Source organism: Pseudonocardia sulfidoxydans NBRC 16205, assembly GCF_007989085.1.
Lineage (GTDB): Bacteria > Actinomycetota > Actinomycetes > Mycobacteriales > Pseudonocardiaceae > Pseudonocardia > Pseudonocardia sulfidoxydans.
This window is the reverse complement of sequence record NZ_BJVJ01000015.1, coordinates 79,797-97,617: the sequence shown is the minus strand read 5'-3', so window position 1 is coordinate 97,617 and position 17,821 is coordinate 79,797. Positions and strand designations below refer to the sequence as shown.

The 17,821-nt window shown below is 72.0% G+C and carries 19 protein-coding genes; 4 read left to right on the top strand and 15 right to left on the bottom strand.

All coding sequences use genetic code 11. The features are described 5' to 3' along the window. Positions 1-97: 97 nt before the first annotated feature. The 6 genes from PSU4_RS10405 to PSU4_RS10380 all read right to left on the bottom strand — a co-directional run bounded on the left by PSU4_RS10405 (position 98) and on the right by PSU4_RS10380 (position 5,956). Positions 98-361 (bottom strand): hypothetical protein, encoded by a 264-nt coding sequence (locus PSU4_RS10405; RefSeq protein ID WP_147105627.1) that lies wholly within the window; start codon positions 359-361, stop codon positions 98-100. Between the two features lie 2 nt (positions 362-363). After that, positions 364-1,695, bottom strand: a complete 1,332-nt coding sequence (locus PSU4_RS10400) for an FAD-dependent oxidoreductase (RefSeq protein ID WP_281290670.1) — start codon at positions 1,693-1,695, stop codon at positions 364-366. A 302-nt stretch (positions 1,696-1,997) separates the two neighbouring features. After that, complete coding sequence (locus PSU4_RS10395; RefSeq protein WP_222596222.1) at positions 1,998-2,783, bottom strand: phosphosulfolactate synthase; 786 nt, start codon at positions 2,781-2,783, stop codon at positions 1,998-2,000. 61 nt (positions 2,784-2,844) lie between these two features. Beyond that, a complete protein-coding gene (locus PSU4_RS10390; protein WP_147105618.1) occupies positions 2,845-4,203 on the bottom strand; it encodes a BPG-independent phosphoglycerate mutase family protein in 1,359 nt (452 codons plus the stop codon). Next, positions 4,200-4,718, bottom strand: coding sequence for an adenylyltransferase/cytidyltransferase family protein (locus tag PSU4_RS10385; protein WP_147105615.1), 519 nt, complete (start codon positions 4,716-4,718; stop codon positions 4,200-4,202). The genes PSU4_RS10390 and PSU4_RS10385 overlap by 4 nt, the downstream gene beginning before the upstream one ends. Further along, positions 4,715-5,956, bottom strand: coding sequence for an acyl-CoA dehydrogenase family protein (locus PSU4_RS10380; RefSeq protein WP_147105612.1), 1,242 nt, complete (start codon positions 5,954-5,956; stop codon positions 4,715-4,717). Before PSU4_RS10380 ends, PSU4_RS10385 begins: the two co-directional genes overlap by 4 nt. 388 nt (positions 5,957-6,344) lie before the next feature. Here PSU4_RS10380 and PSU4_RS10375 point away from each other — a divergent pair, with 388 nt between their 5' ends. Beyond that, a complete protein-coding gene (locus tag PSU4_RS10375; protein WP_246115040.1) occupies positions 6,345-7,328 on the top strand; it encodes an alcohol dehydrogenase catalytic domain-containing protein in 984 nt (327 codons plus the stop codon). Between the two features lie 92 nt (positions 7,329-7,420). On the opposite strand, the gene PSU4_RS10370 is transcribed toward PSU4_RS10375, so the two are convergent. From PSU4_RS10370 to PSU4_RS10360, 3 genes are all read right to left on the bottom strand, one after another. Continuing rightward, entirely contained in the window at positions 7,421-8,146 is a 726-nt protein-coding gene (locus PSU4_RS10370) for a PIG-L deacetylase family protein (RefSeq protein ID WP_147105609.1), read from the bottom strand. Then, a complete protein-coding gene (locus tag PSU4_RS10365) occupies positions 8,143-9,234 on the bottom strand; it encodes an NYN domain-containing protein (protein WP_147105606.1) in 1,092 nt (363 codons plus the stop codon). The genes PSU4_RS10370 and PSU4_RS10365 overlap by 4 nt, the downstream gene beginning before the upstream one ends. 80 nt (positions 9,235-9,314) lie before the next feature. Beyond that, entirely contained in the window at positions 9,315-10,058 is a 744-nt protein-coding gene (locus PSU4_RS10360) for a dienelactone hydrolase family protein (protein ID WP_147105600.1), read from the bottom strand. Positions 10,059-10,254: 196 nt separating this feature from the next. On the opposite strand from PSU4_RS10360, the gene PSU4_RS10355 reads away from it, so the two are divergent. After that, entirely contained in the window at positions 10,255-10,992 is a 738-nt protein-coding gene (locus tag PSU4_RS10355) for a mycothiol-dependent nitroreductase Rv2466c family protein (RefSeq protein WP_147105597.1), read from the top strand. Here PSU4_RS10355 and PSU4_RS10350 read toward each other — a convergent pair. Then, positions 10,982-11,338 (bottom strand): DNA polymerase ligase N-terminal domain-containing protein, encoded by a 357-nt coding sequence (locus tag PSU4_RS10350; RefSeq protein WP_147105594.1) that lies wholly within the window; start codon positions 11,336-11,338, stop codon positions 10,982-10,984. The two genes, PSU4_RS10355 and PSU4_RS10350, sit on opposite strands and share 11 nt — an antisense overlap. A gap of 65 nt (positions 11,339-11,403) precedes the next feature. After that, positions 11,404-13,212 (bottom strand): NAD(P)/FAD-dependent oxidoreductase, encoded by a 1,809-nt coding sequence (locus PSU4_RS10345; RefSeq protein WP_147105589.1) that lies wholly within the window; start codon positions 13,210-13,212, stop codon positions 11,404-11,406. 104 nt (positions 13,213-13,316) lie between these two features. On the opposite strand from PSU4_RS10345, the gene PSU4_RS10340 reads away from it, so the two are divergent. Then, a complete protein-coding gene (locus PSU4_RS10340; protein WP_147105586.1) occupies positions 13,317-13,703 on the top strand; it encodes an ArsR/SmtB family transcription factor in 387 nt (128 codons plus the stop codon). Beyond that, complete coding sequence (locus PSU4_RS10335; protein WP_147105583.1) at positions 13,651-14,145, top strand: SRPBCC family protein; 495 nt, start codon at positions 13,651-13,653, stop codon at positions 14,143-14,145. The genes PSU4_RS10340 and PSU4_RS10335 overlap by 53 nt, the downstream gene beginning before the upstream one ends. A gap of 54 nt (positions 14,146-14,199) precedes the next feature. Here the strand turns inward: PSU4_RS10335 and PSU4_RS31215 are convergent, their stop codons facing one another. The 4 genes from PSU4_RS31215 to PSU4_RS10315 form a co-directional block, all read right to left on the bottom strand. Next, positions 14,200-15,126, bottom strand: a complete 927-nt coding sequence (locus PSU4_RS31215) for an SCO6745 family protein (protein ID WP_186816860.1) — start codon at positions 15,124-15,126, stop codon at positions 14,200-14,202. A gap of 161 nt (positions 15,127-15,287) precedes the next feature. Continuing rightward, complete coding sequence (locus PSU4_RS10325) at positions 15,288-16,304, bottom strand: isopenicillin N synthase family dioxygenase (RefSeq protein ID WP_147105580.1); 1,017 nt, start codon at positions 16,302-16,304, stop codon at positions 15,288-15,290. 117 nt (positions 16,305-16,421) lie between these two features. Beyond that, positions 16,422-17,276, bottom strand: a complete 855-nt coding sequence (locus PSU4_RS10320) for a hypothetical protein (protein WP_147105577.1) — start codon at positions 17,274-17,276, stop codon at positions 16,422-16,424. Positions 17,277-17,407: 131 nt separating this feature from the next. Further along, entirely contained in the window at positions 17,408-17,635 is a 228-nt protein-coding gene (locus tag PSU4_RS10315; protein ID WP_147105574.1) for an alpha/beta hydrolase, read from the bottom strand. Positions 17,636-17,821: the final 186 nt, after the last annotated feature.

Genomic DNA, 17,821 nt, shown 5'->3' with positions numbered 1-17,821 from the left:
GGTCGTAGTCGACAATCGCGTCGCCCGCCTGAGCCCGCTCACCGACGATCTGAGCCACAGTGCACTCCTTCTTGTTGGATGGGTGGTGCTTCGAGGGTCAGACCGCCGGCCCCTGCAGGGGTGGCGGCGAGGCCCACGTCTTGCGGTGACTTCCCGGCATGGCGCGCATGATCGAGTGACGCAGCGGCCACGGCAGCACGCTGTAGACCGGTGCGAAGATCTTCAGCCAGAAGATCTCCTTGGCACCCTTGGGCGGCCGCGGGGCGGCCGTCCCGAGCTTGATCGACAGCTTGCGCTGGGCGTCGACAAGCAGGTAGTGCTCGGCGTTGTGACGGAGCCAGCCGGAGAACCCGCCTGCCACGATCAGCCCTTCTTCGCGGCCGCGAGGCCGTTGTTGGCCGCGGCGACGATCGGCTCGGTGAGCGCGCCGATGGCCGGCGCGAAGACCGTGTCCATGGTGGCGAGGTCCTCGAGGGTCATGCCGAAGCGGATGGCCTGGGCCAGGAAGTCGGCCCGCTCCTTGATGCCGTCGCCGCCGCCGACCATCTGGGCGCCGAGAATCTTGTGCGACTTCGGGTCGGCCAGGATCTTCAGCTTGGTCTTCTTCACGCCCGAGTAGTAGCGCGAGCGCGAGACACCCTCGGCGACACCGACGATGTAGGGGATGCCGAGTGCGGTGGCGGTGGCCTCACCGAACGAGGCCCCGCCGATGACCCACTTGCCGGCGGGCGTGCCCCACGGGATGAAGACGGTGCGGTAGGCCTTCGAGCCGCCGGCGGCGTTCTGGCCGGCGGCCTTGCCCTGCGCGTAGGCGTGCGAGCCGGTGAGGCCCTGCAGCGGCGTACCCGCGAGGCCGTGCGGGATCTCGCAGGCGTCGCCCGCGGCCCACACGTCGGGGGCCGACGTCTTCATGTTCTCGTCGACGATGAGGCCGCCGGTCGAGCCGATCTTGATGCCCGCCGCCGCCGCGAGGGCGTTGTTCGGGGTCTTGTGCGTCGCGACGACCGCGAGGTCGACCGGGATCTCGCCCGCCGACGTCCTGATCGCGCGCAGCTTGCCCTCGGAGTCGCCCAGGAAGGCCTCGAGGGTGGTGTTGTAGTGCAGGTGAATACCGAGCTCGCGGAACGACTCCTCGACCGGCGCCATGATGTCCGGGTCCGCCATGTTGGACAGGGCGTACGGGTTGGCGTCGACCAGGTGCGTCTCGATACCGCGGTGTGCCAGCGCCGAGACCATCTCCATGGCCAGCGGGGACGCCTCGACGACGACCGCACGCTTGGAGTTGGCGATGACCTTGTCCCACTCCTGGGCGGCCCGGATGTTCTTGACGTAGTACAGGCCGCCGAGCTCGGTGCCGGGGACGCCCGGGTCGGCGTAGGCGAAGCCGGTGCCGATGATGAGGCTGTCGTAGGAGACCTCACCCTCGCCCTCGACCATGATGGTCTTCTTCGCGGTGTTGATCGACTTGACGGTCGTCTCGTAGTGGACGTCGATGCCCGCGTCCACGTACGCCTGCTTGCCGGCCAGGATCAGCCGGTCGAAGCTGTCGATCTCGCCACCGTGGACGTACGGAATGCCGCACGGGCTGTAGGCGATGTCCTCGAACTGCGTGTAGAGCACCACCTCAGCGGAGGGGTCCACGGCTTTCACGCCACCTGCGGCGCCGGTCCCGGCGGGACCGCCACCGATGATCACTGTCTTCCGCGGCACGTTGCGCCCGCCTTCCGCCGTCTACGCTGAGGTTCGCCAGTCGTTCACTATGCGATTCAGGATTTTTACCATACTCAACGGCCGTTCTGTGTCAACGCCCCCCGACAGGGGAGACCGGTGCGAATCACCGTCACTCCAGGTCAGGAGCAGCGCGCGACCGTGACCAGCGGCCGGGGTGCGCCGTCGAGAAGGACTGTCGCGCCCCATCGTGCCCCAGTCGTCGGGCAACGTGCTCCCCGGGTGCGGAAGACGCCGGACGGCCGGCCCCGCCTGAGTGCGGACGACAGTCAGGCGAGCTCCGCCTCCTGGTGCTCGCGGCGCACGACGGCGGCGGTGTCCGACCGCAGCCCGAGCCGCAGCGTCTCCACCGACAGCACGTCGGCGAGCGCGACGTTGCCCAGGTTCACGTCGGGACCGAAACGTCGGACGAACCAGGCCTGCTGGGCCGCGCGCGGCGCCTCGAAGATCACCCGCTCGACGCCGGTGGCGGCCACGACCGCCTCGACGACGTCGGGACGGACCCGGCCGGACTCGTCGAACGTGCCGACGTTGCCGCTCTGCCGGCCCTCGGTGACGACGAACCTCGCGCCCGCGTCGAGATCGGACAGGCACTCGGCCGGCCAGTGCCGCGCCGGGTTGCGCTCGCCCGGCGACTTGGCGCCGGTCTCGGCGAGGACGGTGAAGTCGCGCGACGCGCGGCGGATCAGCTCACGCTTCTCCTGCATCGACATCGCGACGGTGCCGCGCGAGACCTCGATCAGCCGGAAGCCGACCTCGCCCGCCCATTCCAGGCAGGCCTCGGCCGCGCCCTGGGCCCACGCGATCTCGAGCATCGTGCCGCCGAGGCAGGCCGCGACGTCGTGCGCCTCGAGCAGCGCGAGCTTGGCCGGCAGCGCGGAGTCGACGTAGGCGGTGCCCCAGCCGACCTTCCAGATGTCGATGTGCCCTGCCGCCGACGCCAGGAGGTCGGCCGTGGCCGCGGTACCGGCCCCCTGGTCGATGACGTGAGTGACGCCGACCGTCCGCGGTTTCACCGAGCGCGGCGGAAGGTCGAGGAACGCAGGAAGTGTCACCGGACCGACTTTACTTCTCATAGTGTGCGAGCATCCACTATCGGAAACCGTGTCGAGCCTCTCAGGGCACGAGCCCTGTCGAGGCACGCGGGGGCATCGGCTCGGGGTGGTCGGGCAGCGCCAGGGTCGGCGCGGGCGTCGCCCGGTGACCGAGGAACACGGGACGGTTGGCGTGTCCGAACAGCAGCGGCAACAGCTCCGCCGCACGCACCGTGCCGTACCAGCCGCCGTGGGCGTGGCTCTCGCCGAACGCGCTGACGGCATCGGGGCGGACGTCGGGGCCGGCGACGACGAGCGGGGTCGGGTCGGCGGTGTGCAGCACCCCGCCCGTCGACGGGGTGGCGTGATCACCGGTCACGCACACGACGGCCCGGTCGGCGAGATCGTGCAGGGCGGCCAGACCGGCGTCGGCGGCCTCGATCACGTCGCGCTTGGCGAGGGGCTGCTTGGTGTGGCCGGCCTCGTCGGTGGCCTTGGTGTGGACGTGGACGAACCGCGCCCCTTCGGCGATCAGCGCCCCCGCGGCGTCGACGCGGGCGGCGAGGTCGGCGGCGACGTCCGGGACCGGCGGGAGGTGCAGGTCCGTCATCTCCAGTACCTCGGCCAGGCCGCGGTAGAGCCGGGTGCTGGTGACCATGCCCCCGGCGACGCCCGCGTTGGCGGTGAAGCTCGGGATCAGCTCGCGGGTGCCGGACCACTTCGTCGTGAGCACGTCGAGGGCGGGCAGGCCGCGGTCGCGGCGGGCGGCGTTCACGGGGTGGGCGAGGAGCAGCTCGCGGGCGTCGAGGAGCAGGTCGGTGAGGACGAGCGCTGCCGGGGTGTCGACGGGGCGCGTCGGCAGCGGCCGCAACCACGGGTGCCGGTCCTCGAAGAAGGCGTCGGAGTCCGTCACCGCGCCCTCGGGATGGCCGTCGAGCAGCAGCAACGCCTCGCCGCGTGCACCGATCGGCTGCAGCGTCGCGGCGTGGTCCTCCAGGACCGGGGCGAGACCCTCCAACAGGGCGAGGGCGTCGTCGGCGTCGGAGCGAGCGGCGCGGCCGGTGAGCCACACCAGGCCCCGATCGGCGACCGACGTCCGCAGCGCGGCGTGGGTGGCGGCGACGCCGTAGGGCACGTCGAGACCCGCGCCCAGAGCCTCGACGACCGCGCGGCCCGGGAACGGCACGTCGGCGAACCCGAACATCGCCCAGTGCGCCAGCTCCGACGCGGGCGCCCGGCCCCAGCCGAACGGCACGTGCCAACCCGACGCGCCGCGGCGGGCCAGCTCGTCGAGAACAGGGGTGTGCGCGGCCTCGGCCGGTGTGCGGCCGCCCAGCTCGGGGACAGGCCGGTCGCCCAGCCCGTCGAGCACGACGAGCACGACGGGCATCCGGTCGTCGTCGAGGCGCGGCTGGCCCTCGCCGTACCCGGGCGCCCTCACGGCTGCAGCGCCTTCAGCACCGGGACGGTGGCGGCCGGCACTGCCGACGCCCAGTCGCCACCGTCCCGGAGACAGGCGCGGACGTCGGCCGCGTGCAGTTTCGTCGCCGGGTCGCCGTCGATCACCGTCACCTCGTAGCCCGCCGCCGCGAGCCGGCCGGCCTTGTCGCGCTCCCACGCCGAGAACGCGCGGACGTACTGGTGGGCGTGGCGCGGCACGTACTGCGTCCACACCTCGGGACGCGTCAGGTCGAAGGGCACGATCGTCATTCGACCACCGAGGCCCGCGGCCTCCAGCGCGACCGTCAGCAGCCGGGCCCGCTCGAAGTAGGTGAACGGGTTGGCCTCGGGCGTGTGCCGGTGCGCCGACGTCGGCTCCTCGCGACGGGCACCGCTGTCGGGGTTGGTGACGGCGACGACGAGGTGCTCGCACTCCGCCGCGACCAGCTCGAACAGCTCCAGGTGCTGGTCGTGGACGGGCTGGAAACGGCCGGTGACGCAGCCGAGCAGCCTCACGGACGCAGCAGCCCGCGCGCGATGGCGTTGCGCTGGATCTCGACGGTCCCCGCCGGGATCCGCAGGTTGCGGGCGATCCGGAACAGCTTCTCCTCGGCCGAGCCGAGCAGCAACCCGGTGCCGCCGTGGATCTGGACGGCCCGGTCGGTGACCCGGAAGAACGCCTCGTCGTTGACGATCTTGATCAGGGAGACGAGGCGGGGCACGTCGCCGTGCGCGGGGATGTCGAAGGCGCCCAGCTCGTCGAGGTCGGCCTGCGCGACCAGCGACGTCGAGCGGGCGGCGTAGACGTCGGCGTCCATGTCGGCCAGCAGGTGCTGGATCGCCTGCAGGTCGCCGATCGGGCGCCCGCCCGACTCGCGGGTGCGCGCCCGTTCCGTCGCCCGGTCGAGCAGCCACGAACCCCAGCCGGCGCACATCCCGCCGCGGCACATCCGTCGCCAGTTGATCCACGACATGGCCAGCGCGAACCCGTCGCCGACCTCCCCGACGACGTTCTCCGCCGGTACCCGCACCCCGTCGAGATGCAGCTCGCCGGTCAGCCCGTCGTTGAGCATCGTCGGGATGTCGCGGCCCCGTCGGAAACCGGGGGCGTCGGCGTCGACGAGGAACATCGACAGCGACCGGGTGCCCGCGCCGGGCTCGGTGACGGCCACGACCTGCACGAAGTCCGCGAAGTGCGCGTTGGTGATCCACGCCTTGGTGCCGTCGAGGATCCAGTCGGTGCCGTCGCGGCGGGCGCGGGTGCCCATGGCGAGCACGTCGGTCCCGACGTCGCGCTCGGTGTTGGCGAACGCCGTCGTCACCTCGCCGGCGAGCAGCGGGTCGAGGTAGCGGCCGCGGGCGGTGTCGGAGACGTGGGTGATCGCGGGGTTGGCGCCCTCGGTCCAGGCGAGCGCGGCGAGCCCCAGGCCGAGGCCCGACTCGCGGTAGACGTACTCCTCGACGTGGTGCATCTCGACCCGCCCGAACCCGCCGCCGCCCAGCTCGGCGGGGATGTGCGGGTTGTAGAGCCCGGCCTTGGCCGCGCGGCGCTGCACCTCGCGGCGGGCCTCCCAGACGAGCGGGTGCATGCGGCCCTTGTCGTCGACGCGTGGGTTCCACGGGGTTCCGGCGCCCGCGGTGTCCAGCTCGTTCTCGAGCGGCGCCACCTCGGTGTCGAGGAACGTCCGGAAGCGGGACGTGTAGTCGCGGACGCGGTCGGACGGGGAGATGTCGCGGGTGGCGGTCGTCGGCACGTCCGCATCGTCGACCGACCGGACGGTCGTGGGCAACCCGGGGGTGGTGAGTGCCTCCTCCGGTTCAGCGACGCGGGCCGTTCAGCGGTTCTCGTCACGGCCGCATCGGGGTACGCCGGGAAGGAGGCCATTCGTCACGAGAAGGGAGCGCACATGTCGGGGAACAGGGCAGTCGCCTACGTGGGACCGGGGAAGGTCGAGGTGCACGACATCCCCTACCCGACGCTCGAGCTCAAGGACGGCCCCGGGGTCAACCCCGCCAACGTCGGCCGCAAGTGCAACCACGGGGTGATCCTCAAGGTCGTCAGCACCAACATCTGCGGCAGCGACCAGCACATGGTCCGCGGACGCACGACCGCCCCGGCAGGCCTGGTCCTTAGGCCACGAAATCCTCGGCGAGGTCGTCGAGGCCGGGCCGGACGTCGAGTTCACCAAGGTCGGCGACCTCGCGTCGGTGCCGTTCAACATCGCGTGCGGACGCTGCCGCAACTGCAAGGAGGGCAAGACCGGGATCTGCCTCAACGTCAACCCGGACCGGCCGGGTTCGGCGTACGGCTACGTCGACATGGGCGGCTGGGTCGGCGGCCAGCCCGAGTACGTGATGGTCCCGTACGCCGACTTCAACCTGCTGGTCTTCCCGGACCGCGACCAGGCCATGGAGAAGGTCCGCGACCTGACGATGCTCTCCGACATCTTCCCGACCGGCTTCCACGGCGCGGTCACCGCGGGCGTGAAGCCGGGGTCGACCGTGTACGTCGCGGGCGCCGGGCCGGTCGGGCTCGCCGCCGCGGCCGGGGCGCAGCTGCTGGGGGCGGCCGTCGTGATCGTCGGAGACCTCCAGGAGGACCGGCTCGCGCAGGCGCGGTCGTTCGGCTGCGAAACCGTCGACGTCTCCAAGGGCGACCCGAAGGACCAGATCGAACAGCTGCTCGGCGTCCCCGAGGTCGACGCCGGCATCGACGCCGTCGGGTTCGAGGCACGCGGGCACGGCGACGGGTCGTCGTCCGAGGCACCCGCGACCGTCCTGAACTCGCTCATGGAGATCACCGCCGCCGGTGGCGCGCTGGGCATCCCGGGGCTCTACGTCACCGGCGACCCCGGTGGCATCGACGAGGCCGCCAAGATCGGCGCCCTGTCGCTGTCGCTGGGCACCGGCTGGGCGAAGTCGCTGTCGTTCACGACGGGCCAGTGCCCCGTCATGCGCTACAACCTCGGGCTGATGAAGGCGATCCTGCACGACCGCGTGCAGATCGCGAAGGCCGTCAACGCCACCGTCATCTCCCTCGACGACGCCCCGCGCGGCTACCAGGAGTTCGACAAGGGAGCGGCACGCAAATACGTGATCGACCCGCACGGGACGCTGGCCGCCTGACTCCCGGGCCGGCGCCGCCGTGGACACCCCGGGCCGCGGCGCCGGCCGGTCTCGTCCCACACCGGGAGTCGCACCGGGACTCACACCGGGACTCACACCGGGATGAGCTCGAACGTCGTCGCGAACCGGGCGCCCGGGAGCCGCTGCGCCGCCCGCCCGGCATGCGAGCGGAGGAACGCCCCGGGGTCGGCCATGTCGCCCGAGAGCGCCGCCAGGTACGCGCGGTGCGCGGCGAGCGAGGCGATCCCGCGGTCGATGTGGTCGTCGACGGCGACGCCGTGGCCGGAGAGCGGCGAACCGGCCACGGCCACCCACCGCACCCCGGCCCACGGCTCACCCAGCTCGGGGAACAGCCACCGGTTCGCGGCGTCGCGCACCGCGTCGACACAGGCACGGCCGACGGCGACGTGGTCGGCCATGTTGCGGCCACCGCCACCGAACCAGGTCTCGTGGAAGTTCCCGGTGACGACGAGCTCGGGCCGGTGCCGGCGGATCGCGGCGGCGATGTCGCGGCGCAGCGGGATCCCGTACTCGATCAGGCCGTCGGGGTGGTCGTCGAGGAACTCGACGACCGAGACGCCGACCTCGGCCGCCGCCGCACGTTGCTCGGCCTCGCGCAGCGGTCCGCACTCCGCGGGCGGAAGGGTGTCGATCCCGGCCTCGCCGCGGCAGGCCAGCAGGTAGGCGACGTCACGGCCCTCCGCGGTCCAGCGCGCGATCGCCGACGAGGCCCCGTACTCCAGATCGTCGGGATGGGCGACGACCGCGAGCCCGCGGGTCCAGTCCTCGGGCATCGGCTCCAGCGGCGGCGCGCTCACCGCAGGCTCAACCGGTGGTCGGCGAGGTCATCGTCCCATTCCATCGCGACCAGCCCGCGAGCCCGCGCCGCCTTCGCGAACGACAGGAAGCTGTTGAAGCCGTGGCGCTTCTCGCTGAAGTCGGGCACCCGCTTGCGCATCTGGTCCTTCAACCCCGACAGCTGCACACCGTCGCGACCCGCCAGACCGCGCACCACGTCGACGAGCAGCGCGAACGCGTCGTCGTCGGCCGAACCGTCCTGCGGGAACGCCACCTCCGGATCGCCCTGCGCACTGCCCTGCCGCAGCTCCACGACGCGTTCTGCCTCCAGATGGCGCAGCAGCTCCCCGAAACCGCGGAAACCGTGGTCGCCCTCGTCGAACGTCGGGTCCTTGCGCAGGATCGCCCGCTTCAGCCGCGACGCCGGCACCGGGCCGTCGGCGTGGCGCTGCAGCCCGGCGAGCGTGCTCGCGACCAGCCGGCCGACGTCGCCGTCCGTCGTCGCCACGGGCTCGTCGAGCACCGGCTCGGGTGGAGGGTCGGGCTCCGTCACCACGACGACCGGGTCCGGCGCACGGGTCGCCGCGACCGGCTCGCGGCGGCGGCTCCTGCGCACCGGCGGGTGCGCGTCGACACCCGGAAGGCGGTCGTAGAACAGGAACTCGTCGCACGCCGGCGGGAGCAGCGCCGACGTCGACGACTGCACCCCGATCCCGATCACCCGCTTGTCCATCTCCCGCAGCTTGTGGACCAGCGGGGTGAAGTCCGAGTCGCCGGTCCCGATCGCGAACGTCGTCACGAAGCCGCGCTCGTAGGCCAGCTCGATGGCGTCGACGGCCAGCTTGATGTCGGCCGCGTTCTTGCGCGAGCCGCCGAGGCGCTGCGGGATCTCGATCAGTTCGACCTGCGCCCGCGCCAGCAGCCGGCGGTCCTCGTCGAAGTAGGACCAGTCGGCGTACGCCCGCCGCGACACCACCCGGCCCCGCTCGGCCAACGCGTCGGCGATCGGGCCGAAGTCGAACGGCGACACCCCGAGCCCTTCCCGCGCACCGATCGCGAGGTTCTCGTAGTCGAGGAAGAGCGCGATGCGCTCGTCGTCGTTGATCACGGGCGGCCCCCAGGAGTGTGGATCGCCGAGCCTATTGCCCCGGCCGGGAACGCGCCGGTGGACGGGCCGGGAGACGCCCGTCAGTGGCTGAGCGCCGACCCGTAGAGGTCGCCGAGGGCCGCCCAGTGCCGTTCCTCGGCGTCCTTGTCGTAGGTGGGGTTGTCGGGCACGGCGAACCCGTGGGCGGCCGGGTAGGTCTCGATGGTGTGCTCGACGCCCGCGTCGGTCAGCGCGGCGTCGAGGGTATCGAACTGCTCCCGCGGGAACGACGCGTCGTCGGCCGCCCCGGCCACGTAGACCTTCGCCTTCACCGCCCCGGCGAGCAGGTGCGGGCTGGTGGGGTCGTCGGCGGGGGCGAGCCGGCCGCCGTGGAACGACGCCGCCGCCGCGACCTTGTCCGGCACGCCGCCCGCCACCAGCATCGACGCGCGACCACCCATGCAGTAGCCGGTCGTCCCCGCCCCGGTACCCGTGACCTCGGGGCGGGCGAGAAGGAAGTCGAGGTAGGCGTTCGCGTCCGCGATCAGCCGGTCGTTGGTGAGCGAGCCCATGAGCTCCCCGAGGCGTGCGCGCTCGTCGGGGTCGGAGAAGACGGTCGCGAAGTCGAAGGGCGCGTAGCCGGGGTTGCGGTAGTAGACGTCGGGCACGAGCGTCACGTAGCCCATCGACGCCATCCGGTCGCCCATGTTCGAGAACGTCTCCCGGGCGCCGCCCGCGTCGGGGAACATCAGCACCCCCGGCCAGGGGCCGTCGCCGTCGGGGACGTGCAGGGTCGCGGCGGCATCGCCGTCGGGAGCGGGAATGGTGACGTCCAGGCGCGGCATGTGTTGTCTCCCAGTGTGTCGTCGTCGACTGCGACCAGTTCTACTCCATCCGGTGGGGCCGGGGGCCGCAGCTGGTCGGTCCGGCGACGTCCCGGTCGACCTCCTCGGCGACTCCCGCGACGCCGAGATCGGGACAGGGACCGAAAGGTGCCGTCGGGGCCCCGGGTACTGCCGGGCGCGTTCTAGGCTCGGACACGTGGGTGTGGATGCAGCAGGAAAAGCAGACATCAACTTCTATTTCGACCCTATCTGCCCGTTCGCCTGGATGACGAGCAAGTGGATCCGGATCGTCCAGTCGCAGCGCGACTACGCCGTCGACTGGCGGTTCATCTCGCTACGACTGATCAACTCACACCTCGACTACGACAGCCACTTCCCCGAGGGCTACGACGCCCAGCACACCGCGGGCCTGCGGCTGCTGCGCGTGGCGTCGGCGGTGCGCGAGGAGCACGGCCGCGACGCGATGGGCCCGCTCTACGCCGCTTTCGGCGCCCGGATCTTCGAGACGGACCCGGACAAGAGCCGTGACTTCGGCTGGCAGGGCACCCCGGAGCTGGCGGCCGGGGCGCTCGCGGAGGCGGGGCTGCCGACGTCGTTCGCGGACCGGCTCGACGACGAGTCCTTCGACATCGGGATCCAGGCCGAGTCCGACGAGGCACTGTCGTTGACGGGCAAGGACGTCGGTACCCCGATCCTGCACTTCGAGCCGCCGGAGGGCGTGGCGTTCTTCGGCCCGGTGATCAGCCGCCTGCCCGACGAGGAGCAGGCCGCGCAGCTGTGGGACCACGTCGTCGGCCTGGCCCGGTTCCCCGGGTTCGCCGAGCTCAAGCGCAGCCTGCGGGAACGTCCGCAGCTGCCGTCGATGGGCGTCCGCGCGCAGGAGTCGGGGAAGGTCGAGGACTGGCACGCCGGGAGCCGGCGGCTCAAGAAGTGACGTCGGGCTGCTCCTTGGTGAGGTGGAGCAGCCAGTCGTCGCCGGTGTGGATGAGCGCGTAGCGACGGGCGCCGGCGCGTCCGTGGAGGGTGAAGACGATCCGCCGGTCGTCGCGGTCGTGCTCCTCCCACCAGCCGGTGTCGGCGATGTCCTTGTCGGCGTCGGTGTAGCCGAGGTGGTCCATCGCGTGGTCGGGGACCGGGACGGCGAGCCGGTTGCGGCGTGGGTCGTCGGGCAGGCCGCGCGGCACGGCCCACGACCGCAGCACCCCGTTCTCCTCCAGCCGGAGGTCGAAGTGGTGCCGCGGTCGTCGGTGCTCGTGCAGGACGAAAGCCGGTCGCGCCATACGCGGGCCTACCCCAGGTCGTGAGCGGCAATAGTCGCTGTAGCGACTATTGCCGCTCACAGGGGTCACTCGGTGTGGTGCACCTCCGCCTGGTTGTAGACGGGTGTCGGGATGCCCTCCTGGCGCGCCTTGAGCTGCAGGGCCAGGTAGAGCGAGTAGTAGCGGGACAGGGCGAGGTTGCCGCCGTGGATCCACAGACCCTCCTGGGCGGTGGGCTTCCACATGTTGCGCAGCTCGCCCTCCCAGGGGCCCGGGTCCTTGGGCGTGCCCGAGCCGAGGCCCCAGACCTTGCCGACCTTGTCGGCCACGTCCTGGCCGATGATGTCGGAGGCCAGCTGGTTCATGGAGCCGTAGCCGGTGGCGTAGACGACGAGGTCGGCGGGCAGCCGGGTGCCGTCCTCCAGCACGACCTCGTCCTCGGTCAGCTCGGTGACCTGCCCCTTGGCGAGCTTGACGTCGCCGTTCGCGACGAGCTCGGAGGCGCCGACGTCGATGTAGTAGCCCGAGCCGCGGCGCAGGTACTTGAGGAAGAGGCCGGAGTCGTCGACGCCCCAGTCGATGTCGAAGCCGGCCTTCTCCAACCGGTCGTAGAACTCCTGGTCGCGCTCCTTGATCGCCGCGTACACCGGGATCTGGAACGTGTGCAGGATGCGGAACGGCAGCGACGCGAAGATCGTGTCGCCCTTGAACGTCGTGACGCCGGCGGTGAGGGCGCGCTCGGAGTAGAGGTCGCCGACGCCGAGGTCCATGAGGGTGTCGGACCGGACGATGTGGGTGGAGCTGCGCTGCACCATGGTGACGTCGGCGCCGGCCTCCCAGAGCGCGGCGCAGATGTCGTGGGCGGAGTTGTTCGAGCCGATGACGACGGCCCTCTTGCCCTTGTACTCGTCGGGTCCGGGGTGGGCCGAGGAGTGGTGCTGGTCGCCGCGGAACTTCTCGGCTCCGGGTATCTCGGGGACGACAGGCAGGCCGGACGCGCCGAGTGCGAGCACGAGCTGCTTGGGCTGGAGGGTGACCTCTTCGCCGTCGCGGTCGACGACGACGGTCCAGGTCTTTGAGGACTCGTCGTAGGACGCGCTCTTCGCCGTCGTCGAGCCCCAGTAGTTGAGCTCCATGACCTTCGTGTACATCTCGAGCCAGTCGCCGATCTTGTCCTTCGGCGAGAAGACCGGCCAGTTCTCCGGGAACGGGATGTACGGCAGGTGGTCGTACCAGACCGGGTCGTGGAGGGCGAGGGACTTGTAGCGCTTGCGCCAGGAGTCGCCGGGGCGGGCGTTGCGCTCGATGATGATCGCGGGGACGCCCAGCTGGCGCAGCCGCGCGCCGAGCGCGATGCCGCCCTGGCCGCCGCCGACGATGACGACCTCGGGCTGGACGGTGTAGCCGAGCTCGGCGGCCTCCTGCTCACGGCTCTCGGCCCAGGTGACGCGGTCGCGGTGGGCACCGTGGCGGACGCCCTGGGCGCGTCGGTCGCGTGCGGGCTCCTCGTGGCCCTTCAGCTCGTCCAGCGTGGTGAGCAGGGTGAATGCCTTGCCGTCGACGAGTCTGAGCAGGCCCGATCCGCGGCCGACCTTGGTCTCGAACGCGATCCACGCGGTGATCACACCGTCGGCCTCGGCGGGTTCCTCGGTGGCGCGGAAACCGGCGGGTTCGACGTCGTCGAGGGTGGCGCGCAACAGGTCGGCGACGCCTGCGGGCCCTTCGACGGTCGTGATGTTCCAGGTGAACGAGACGATGTCGCGCCAGTAGCTCTCGTCGGCGAACAGCGCCGCGGCGGCGTCGACGTCGCGTGCGGTCAACGCGTTCTGGAACGCGGTGAGCCATTGCTCGGTGGCGGTCGCTGCTGCGCTCGCGGTCTCGACGGACTGGGTCACTCGATGGCCTCCTTGCCACAGGGACGTCCTCGTCGACATTCAACAACGTGAAGGCCGGAAGAGGCACCCCTTGACGTATTCCCATATGGATATACGCTTCGGTCATGGCACGGGCGGCGACCACCACCGACGCGTTCAACGCGGTGGCCGAGCCGAGGCGGCGACAGATCCTCGACCTCCTCGCACGCGGCGAACTCGCGGTGAACGAGATCGTCGAGCGGATGGGCGTCGCACAGCCCCTGGTCTCGAAGCACTTGAAGGTGCTGCGGGAGGTCGGCCTCGTGGACGTCCGCGACGACGGACGCCGCCGGCTGTACCGGCTCGACCCCGTGCCGCTCAAGCCGATCCACGAATGGGTGCGCGGCTTCGAGCAGCTCTGGTCCGAGCGGTTCGACCGGATGGACGTCGTACTCGAGGAACTGATGGAGGCGGAGAACGATGAGCGGAAACACGACCACGACCCACAGCGCGACGGTGACGCTGCAGGGTGACCGCGAGATCGTCATCACCAGGGAGTTCGCGGCCCCGAAACACCTGGTGTGGAAGGCGTACACCACGCCCGAGCTGATCAAGCGCTGGTGGGCGGGCGAGCGCGGCGTGGTCACGCTCGCGGAGGTCGACCTGCGCGTCGGCGGCGCGTGGCGCTACGTCCTCGTTGCCGACGGCGGCTTCGAGGTGGGCTTCCACGGCGAGTACCGCGAGATCGACACGCACGAGAAGCTCGTCATGACCGAGGTGTTCGAGGGCATGCCCGACGGCGAGGCGCTCGACACGGTCACGTTCACCGAGGCCGACGGTCGCACGACGTTGACGATGCTGGTGCAGCACCCCGTCCCGGAGCACCGCGACGCCCACATCGGGTCGGGCATGGAGGGCGGCATGCAGGAGGCGATGGACCGCCTGGAACAGGTCGCGATCTCCCTGGCGGCATGAGCGACAACCCTGTGAGTGGCGATGGTCGCTATAGCGACCATCGCCACTCACGACCTACCCGGCGAGGCGTTTCGCGGGGTCGACCGGCGCCGCACCCCCGGCCACCAGGGCGTCCGACCAGCGGTTCAGCTCCGCGGTGACGACACCGATGTCGTCGCCGATCGCGTCGACGATCGACTGCTGCATCGCGTCGGTCTGCTCCTCCAGCCCGTGCCGGAAGTCGACGCCGGCGGCGGTCATCGCGCCGGACCCGTCGACGAGTCCCCGGGCCCGGAGCCTGCCCACGGCGGCCTCCATCTGCTCGGGGCTCCACCCGCGCGTCGCGGTGTACTCCAGGATCGGGTAGCCGCAGTACAGCTCGGTGAGGATGTTCATCTCGACGGGATCGAGCCCCGCGACCGCGCACACCGCGAGGTGGGAGTCACCGCGGTGCTCACGCAGCTGGTTGCAGGCGTGGACGAGGGCGGCGAGGACGTCGGCGGGCCACGGCTCGGCCCGCAGCCCGGTGAACAGGGGCCGGGAGGTGGCGTCGGCGGCGTCGAGGCCCCGGCGCAGCGCGGCGAGGACGGCGGCGGCGCGGGCGTCGAGATCCGGTTCGCCGGCCAGTACACGACGCAACGTCGGGCCCGGGGCGTTGGTGCGGACACGGACGGCGTCGGCCCGGCTGATCGCGGCGATCCCGGCCTCGTACTGGGGCGCGATGAGGTCGTAGGCGAACACGCCCATCGCGGTCACCGCGACCGGCGCGGCGGGCTCGCCCAGCGGCGCGGTGCGTTGCCGGACGTAGGCGACGAAGAAGTCGTCGAGCCCCAGCTCGCGGTAGCCGTCGGCGCTCTCGGCCGACCAGATCGCCTGCGACGCAAGAGGTTCGAAGGCGTCGCGCAGCGCGCGGGCGGGGCTCGCCCCGGTGGCCGCGCGCGCCTGCGGGCGCTCCTGCGAGGGGGCGGCGAAGAACAGGTCACGCATCGTCGCGTAGTCCACGTCCGGATCGTCCCGTGGATCTCGCGTGGCCGCCACCGGTCGTGTGACCTGCCCGCCTCGTTCCGGTGCGCAGTCCTGTCGACGTGCAGGGCGCGGAGCCGGACGACGACCGCGCTCGCGCGGTCGTGAGTGGCAATAGTCGCTATAGCGACTATTGCCACTCACAGGGGGGCGGTCAGGTCGGGGTGATGGCGCTGCGCCACCTCGGGGTGCGACCGGAACCAGCCCTTCAACGCGTTGTCACCGAACCGCGGCAGCAGCGAGTTGTGCGCGGTCTCGGTGACGCCCGGCGCCTTCGCGGCCAGCTCGGGCGTCAGCGGGACGGCGTCGAGCGTGGCGTCGAGGCGCGGCGACCAGAAGAACCCGGCCGACTGCCGCGTCGTCCCCGGCGCGCACGGCAGCACGCGGTGGACCGTCGACACCAGGTAGCCGTGCGTCGCCACCTCCAGCATCTCGCCGACGTTGATCACCAACGCCCCGTCGACGGGCGGGACGTCGACCCACTCGGTCGCCCGCGGCGGGCGGGCCTGCAGGCCACCGGTGCCGTCCTGCAGCAGCAGGGTGAGGAAGCCCCAGTCGGCGTGCGGGCCGACGCCCTGGGCCTCGGCGCCGTCGGAGTCGGCGCCGACGTAGCGGATCAGCTTGCCGAACCAGTGCGGTTCCCCGGAGAAGGCGTCGGCGAACTGGTCCTCGGGCAGCCCCAGCGACGCCGCGACCGCGCGGGTCAGCTCGTCGGCGACCCGGCACATCAGGTCGGCCCAGGCCAGGACGATGGTGCGCAGTTCCGGCAGCGCGGCGTCGGGCCACTGGTTGGGGCCCTCCAGCAGCCGGAACGACGCGTCCCACTCCGCACGCGGCCGGACCGGCAGCTCGGGGCCGTAGTCGAGCTGCTCGCGGGCGTCGGGGCGGCCCGCGGTGATCTCGTGGCCGAGCCGGGTGTAGCCGCGGAAGTGCGGCGACAGCCGGTTGTCGAGAGCGAGCCGGTCCTGCAGCGGAAGGGCGAAGAACCGGCCGACGACCTCGGTGAACTCCGCGACCTGGCCGGGGGCGGCGCCGAAGTCGGTCAGCTGCAGGAAGCCCACCTCGTGCAGCGCGGCGCGCAGGGCGTCGAGGAACTGCGGGTCGAACGTGCCGTCGGCGCCACGCGCCCGGTCGAAGGCCAGCACCGGGATGTCCATGCCGTCGACACTAGGTCGGGCCCGTGGCCACGACCAGGCCCGCAGCCGCCGCCCGCGGCACCGCGCCCAGCCGGACGACGTCCGCTGCCGAACCGACCCGGTCGTCGGGACAGCCCATCAGGCGGCGGCCACGGCTGCCGGGACCCGGGCCGCGTCCGCGGCGAGCCGGCCCGCCCATCGGCGCCGGGCCTCGTCGAGGAGGTCGAGGGCGGGGACGAGCTCGGACTCCGGGTCGGCGGCGACGGAGCCGGCGAGGGTGTCCGGGCGGGCCTCGCCCAGCCGCGTGCCCAGCGGGCCGCACGCCGCGGCGAACCGCTCGTAGCGCTCCGACCGGACGTCGCCGGCGAGCGGGATTGCGACCACGCGCGACAGCATCGTGGCGCGGTCGAACATCGTCGTCGCATGGGCGATCAGCTCGGCCGCCTCGTCGGGCCGGCCGTCGCGGACCGCGAGGGTGGCGGCGCGGACGTCGTCGGCGAGGACGGTGAACAGCATCTCCCGGGCCTGCAGGACGCGGACCAGGGCGAACTCGTCGCCGTCCGCCGCGGTGACGGTGCGTTCGAACCACGGCTCGGCCGGACCGTCCGGGAACGCGGGCGGGTCGATGTCGGCCAGCGGGGTCCCGGTGGCGACGGCGACGAAGCGGAGCGCGTGCCGGACCCGCCGGCGGTGCTCGTCGCCGGTGCGTTCGTGGGCGACGACGTCGGCGACCAGCAGTGTCGCCATCTCCTCCGCCGACAGCGCGGCGGCCGTCCGGACCCGCTCCAGCAGGAGCATGCCCAGCTGCGCGCCCGAGGCGGAGAGGACGCCGTCGAGGTAGTCGATGAGGAACGGGTCGCGGGTGGCGGTCCGTTCCTCGTGGAGCCGGGTGAGCAGCTCGGCGGGCAGGGTGCCGGTCCCGTGCTGCCGTACGAGGGCGTGGAGCTCGGCCGGGTCGGTCCCGGTGTCGGTCTCCGGTTCGGCGTGCAGCATCGGGCACCGTCCGTTTCGTCGCCGTGGTCGCGTTCGCTCCACACTGGCGCGGCTCGCGGCGCGGATCGATCGGGCGCTCCCCCGCTGTCGGAGGGCAAACCCCCTGTGAGCGGCAATAGTCGCTATAGCGACTATTGCCGCTCACAGGGGGTTTGCGGCTCGATCCAGCCGGGCCCCGGGATGCTCGCGGCGAGCTCGCGGGCCTCGTCGAAGTCGGTGAGCCTGTCGCCGCGGGACTGGATCACCAGCGTCGGCACGTCCAGCTCGGGCGGCAGCGGACGGACGTGGACGTCGTGACGCCCGCGACGTGCGGCGATACAGTTGTCGGCCGACGTGGCCATCTCGAGCAGGTCGTCCACCCCACGCCATCTGCTCGGGCGTCGCGCCGGGGATCATCAGGCTGGTGAAGACGCGGCGGAACTCGCTCTCCGGCCGCGCCCGCCCCCTCCATCTCGGCGTCCTGCTCGTCGACGATCGTCGCCGGGCTCCAACTCGACAGGATTCAGCCGGTCGACACGCTCGGGAACGCGATGCGGGCGCCGTCG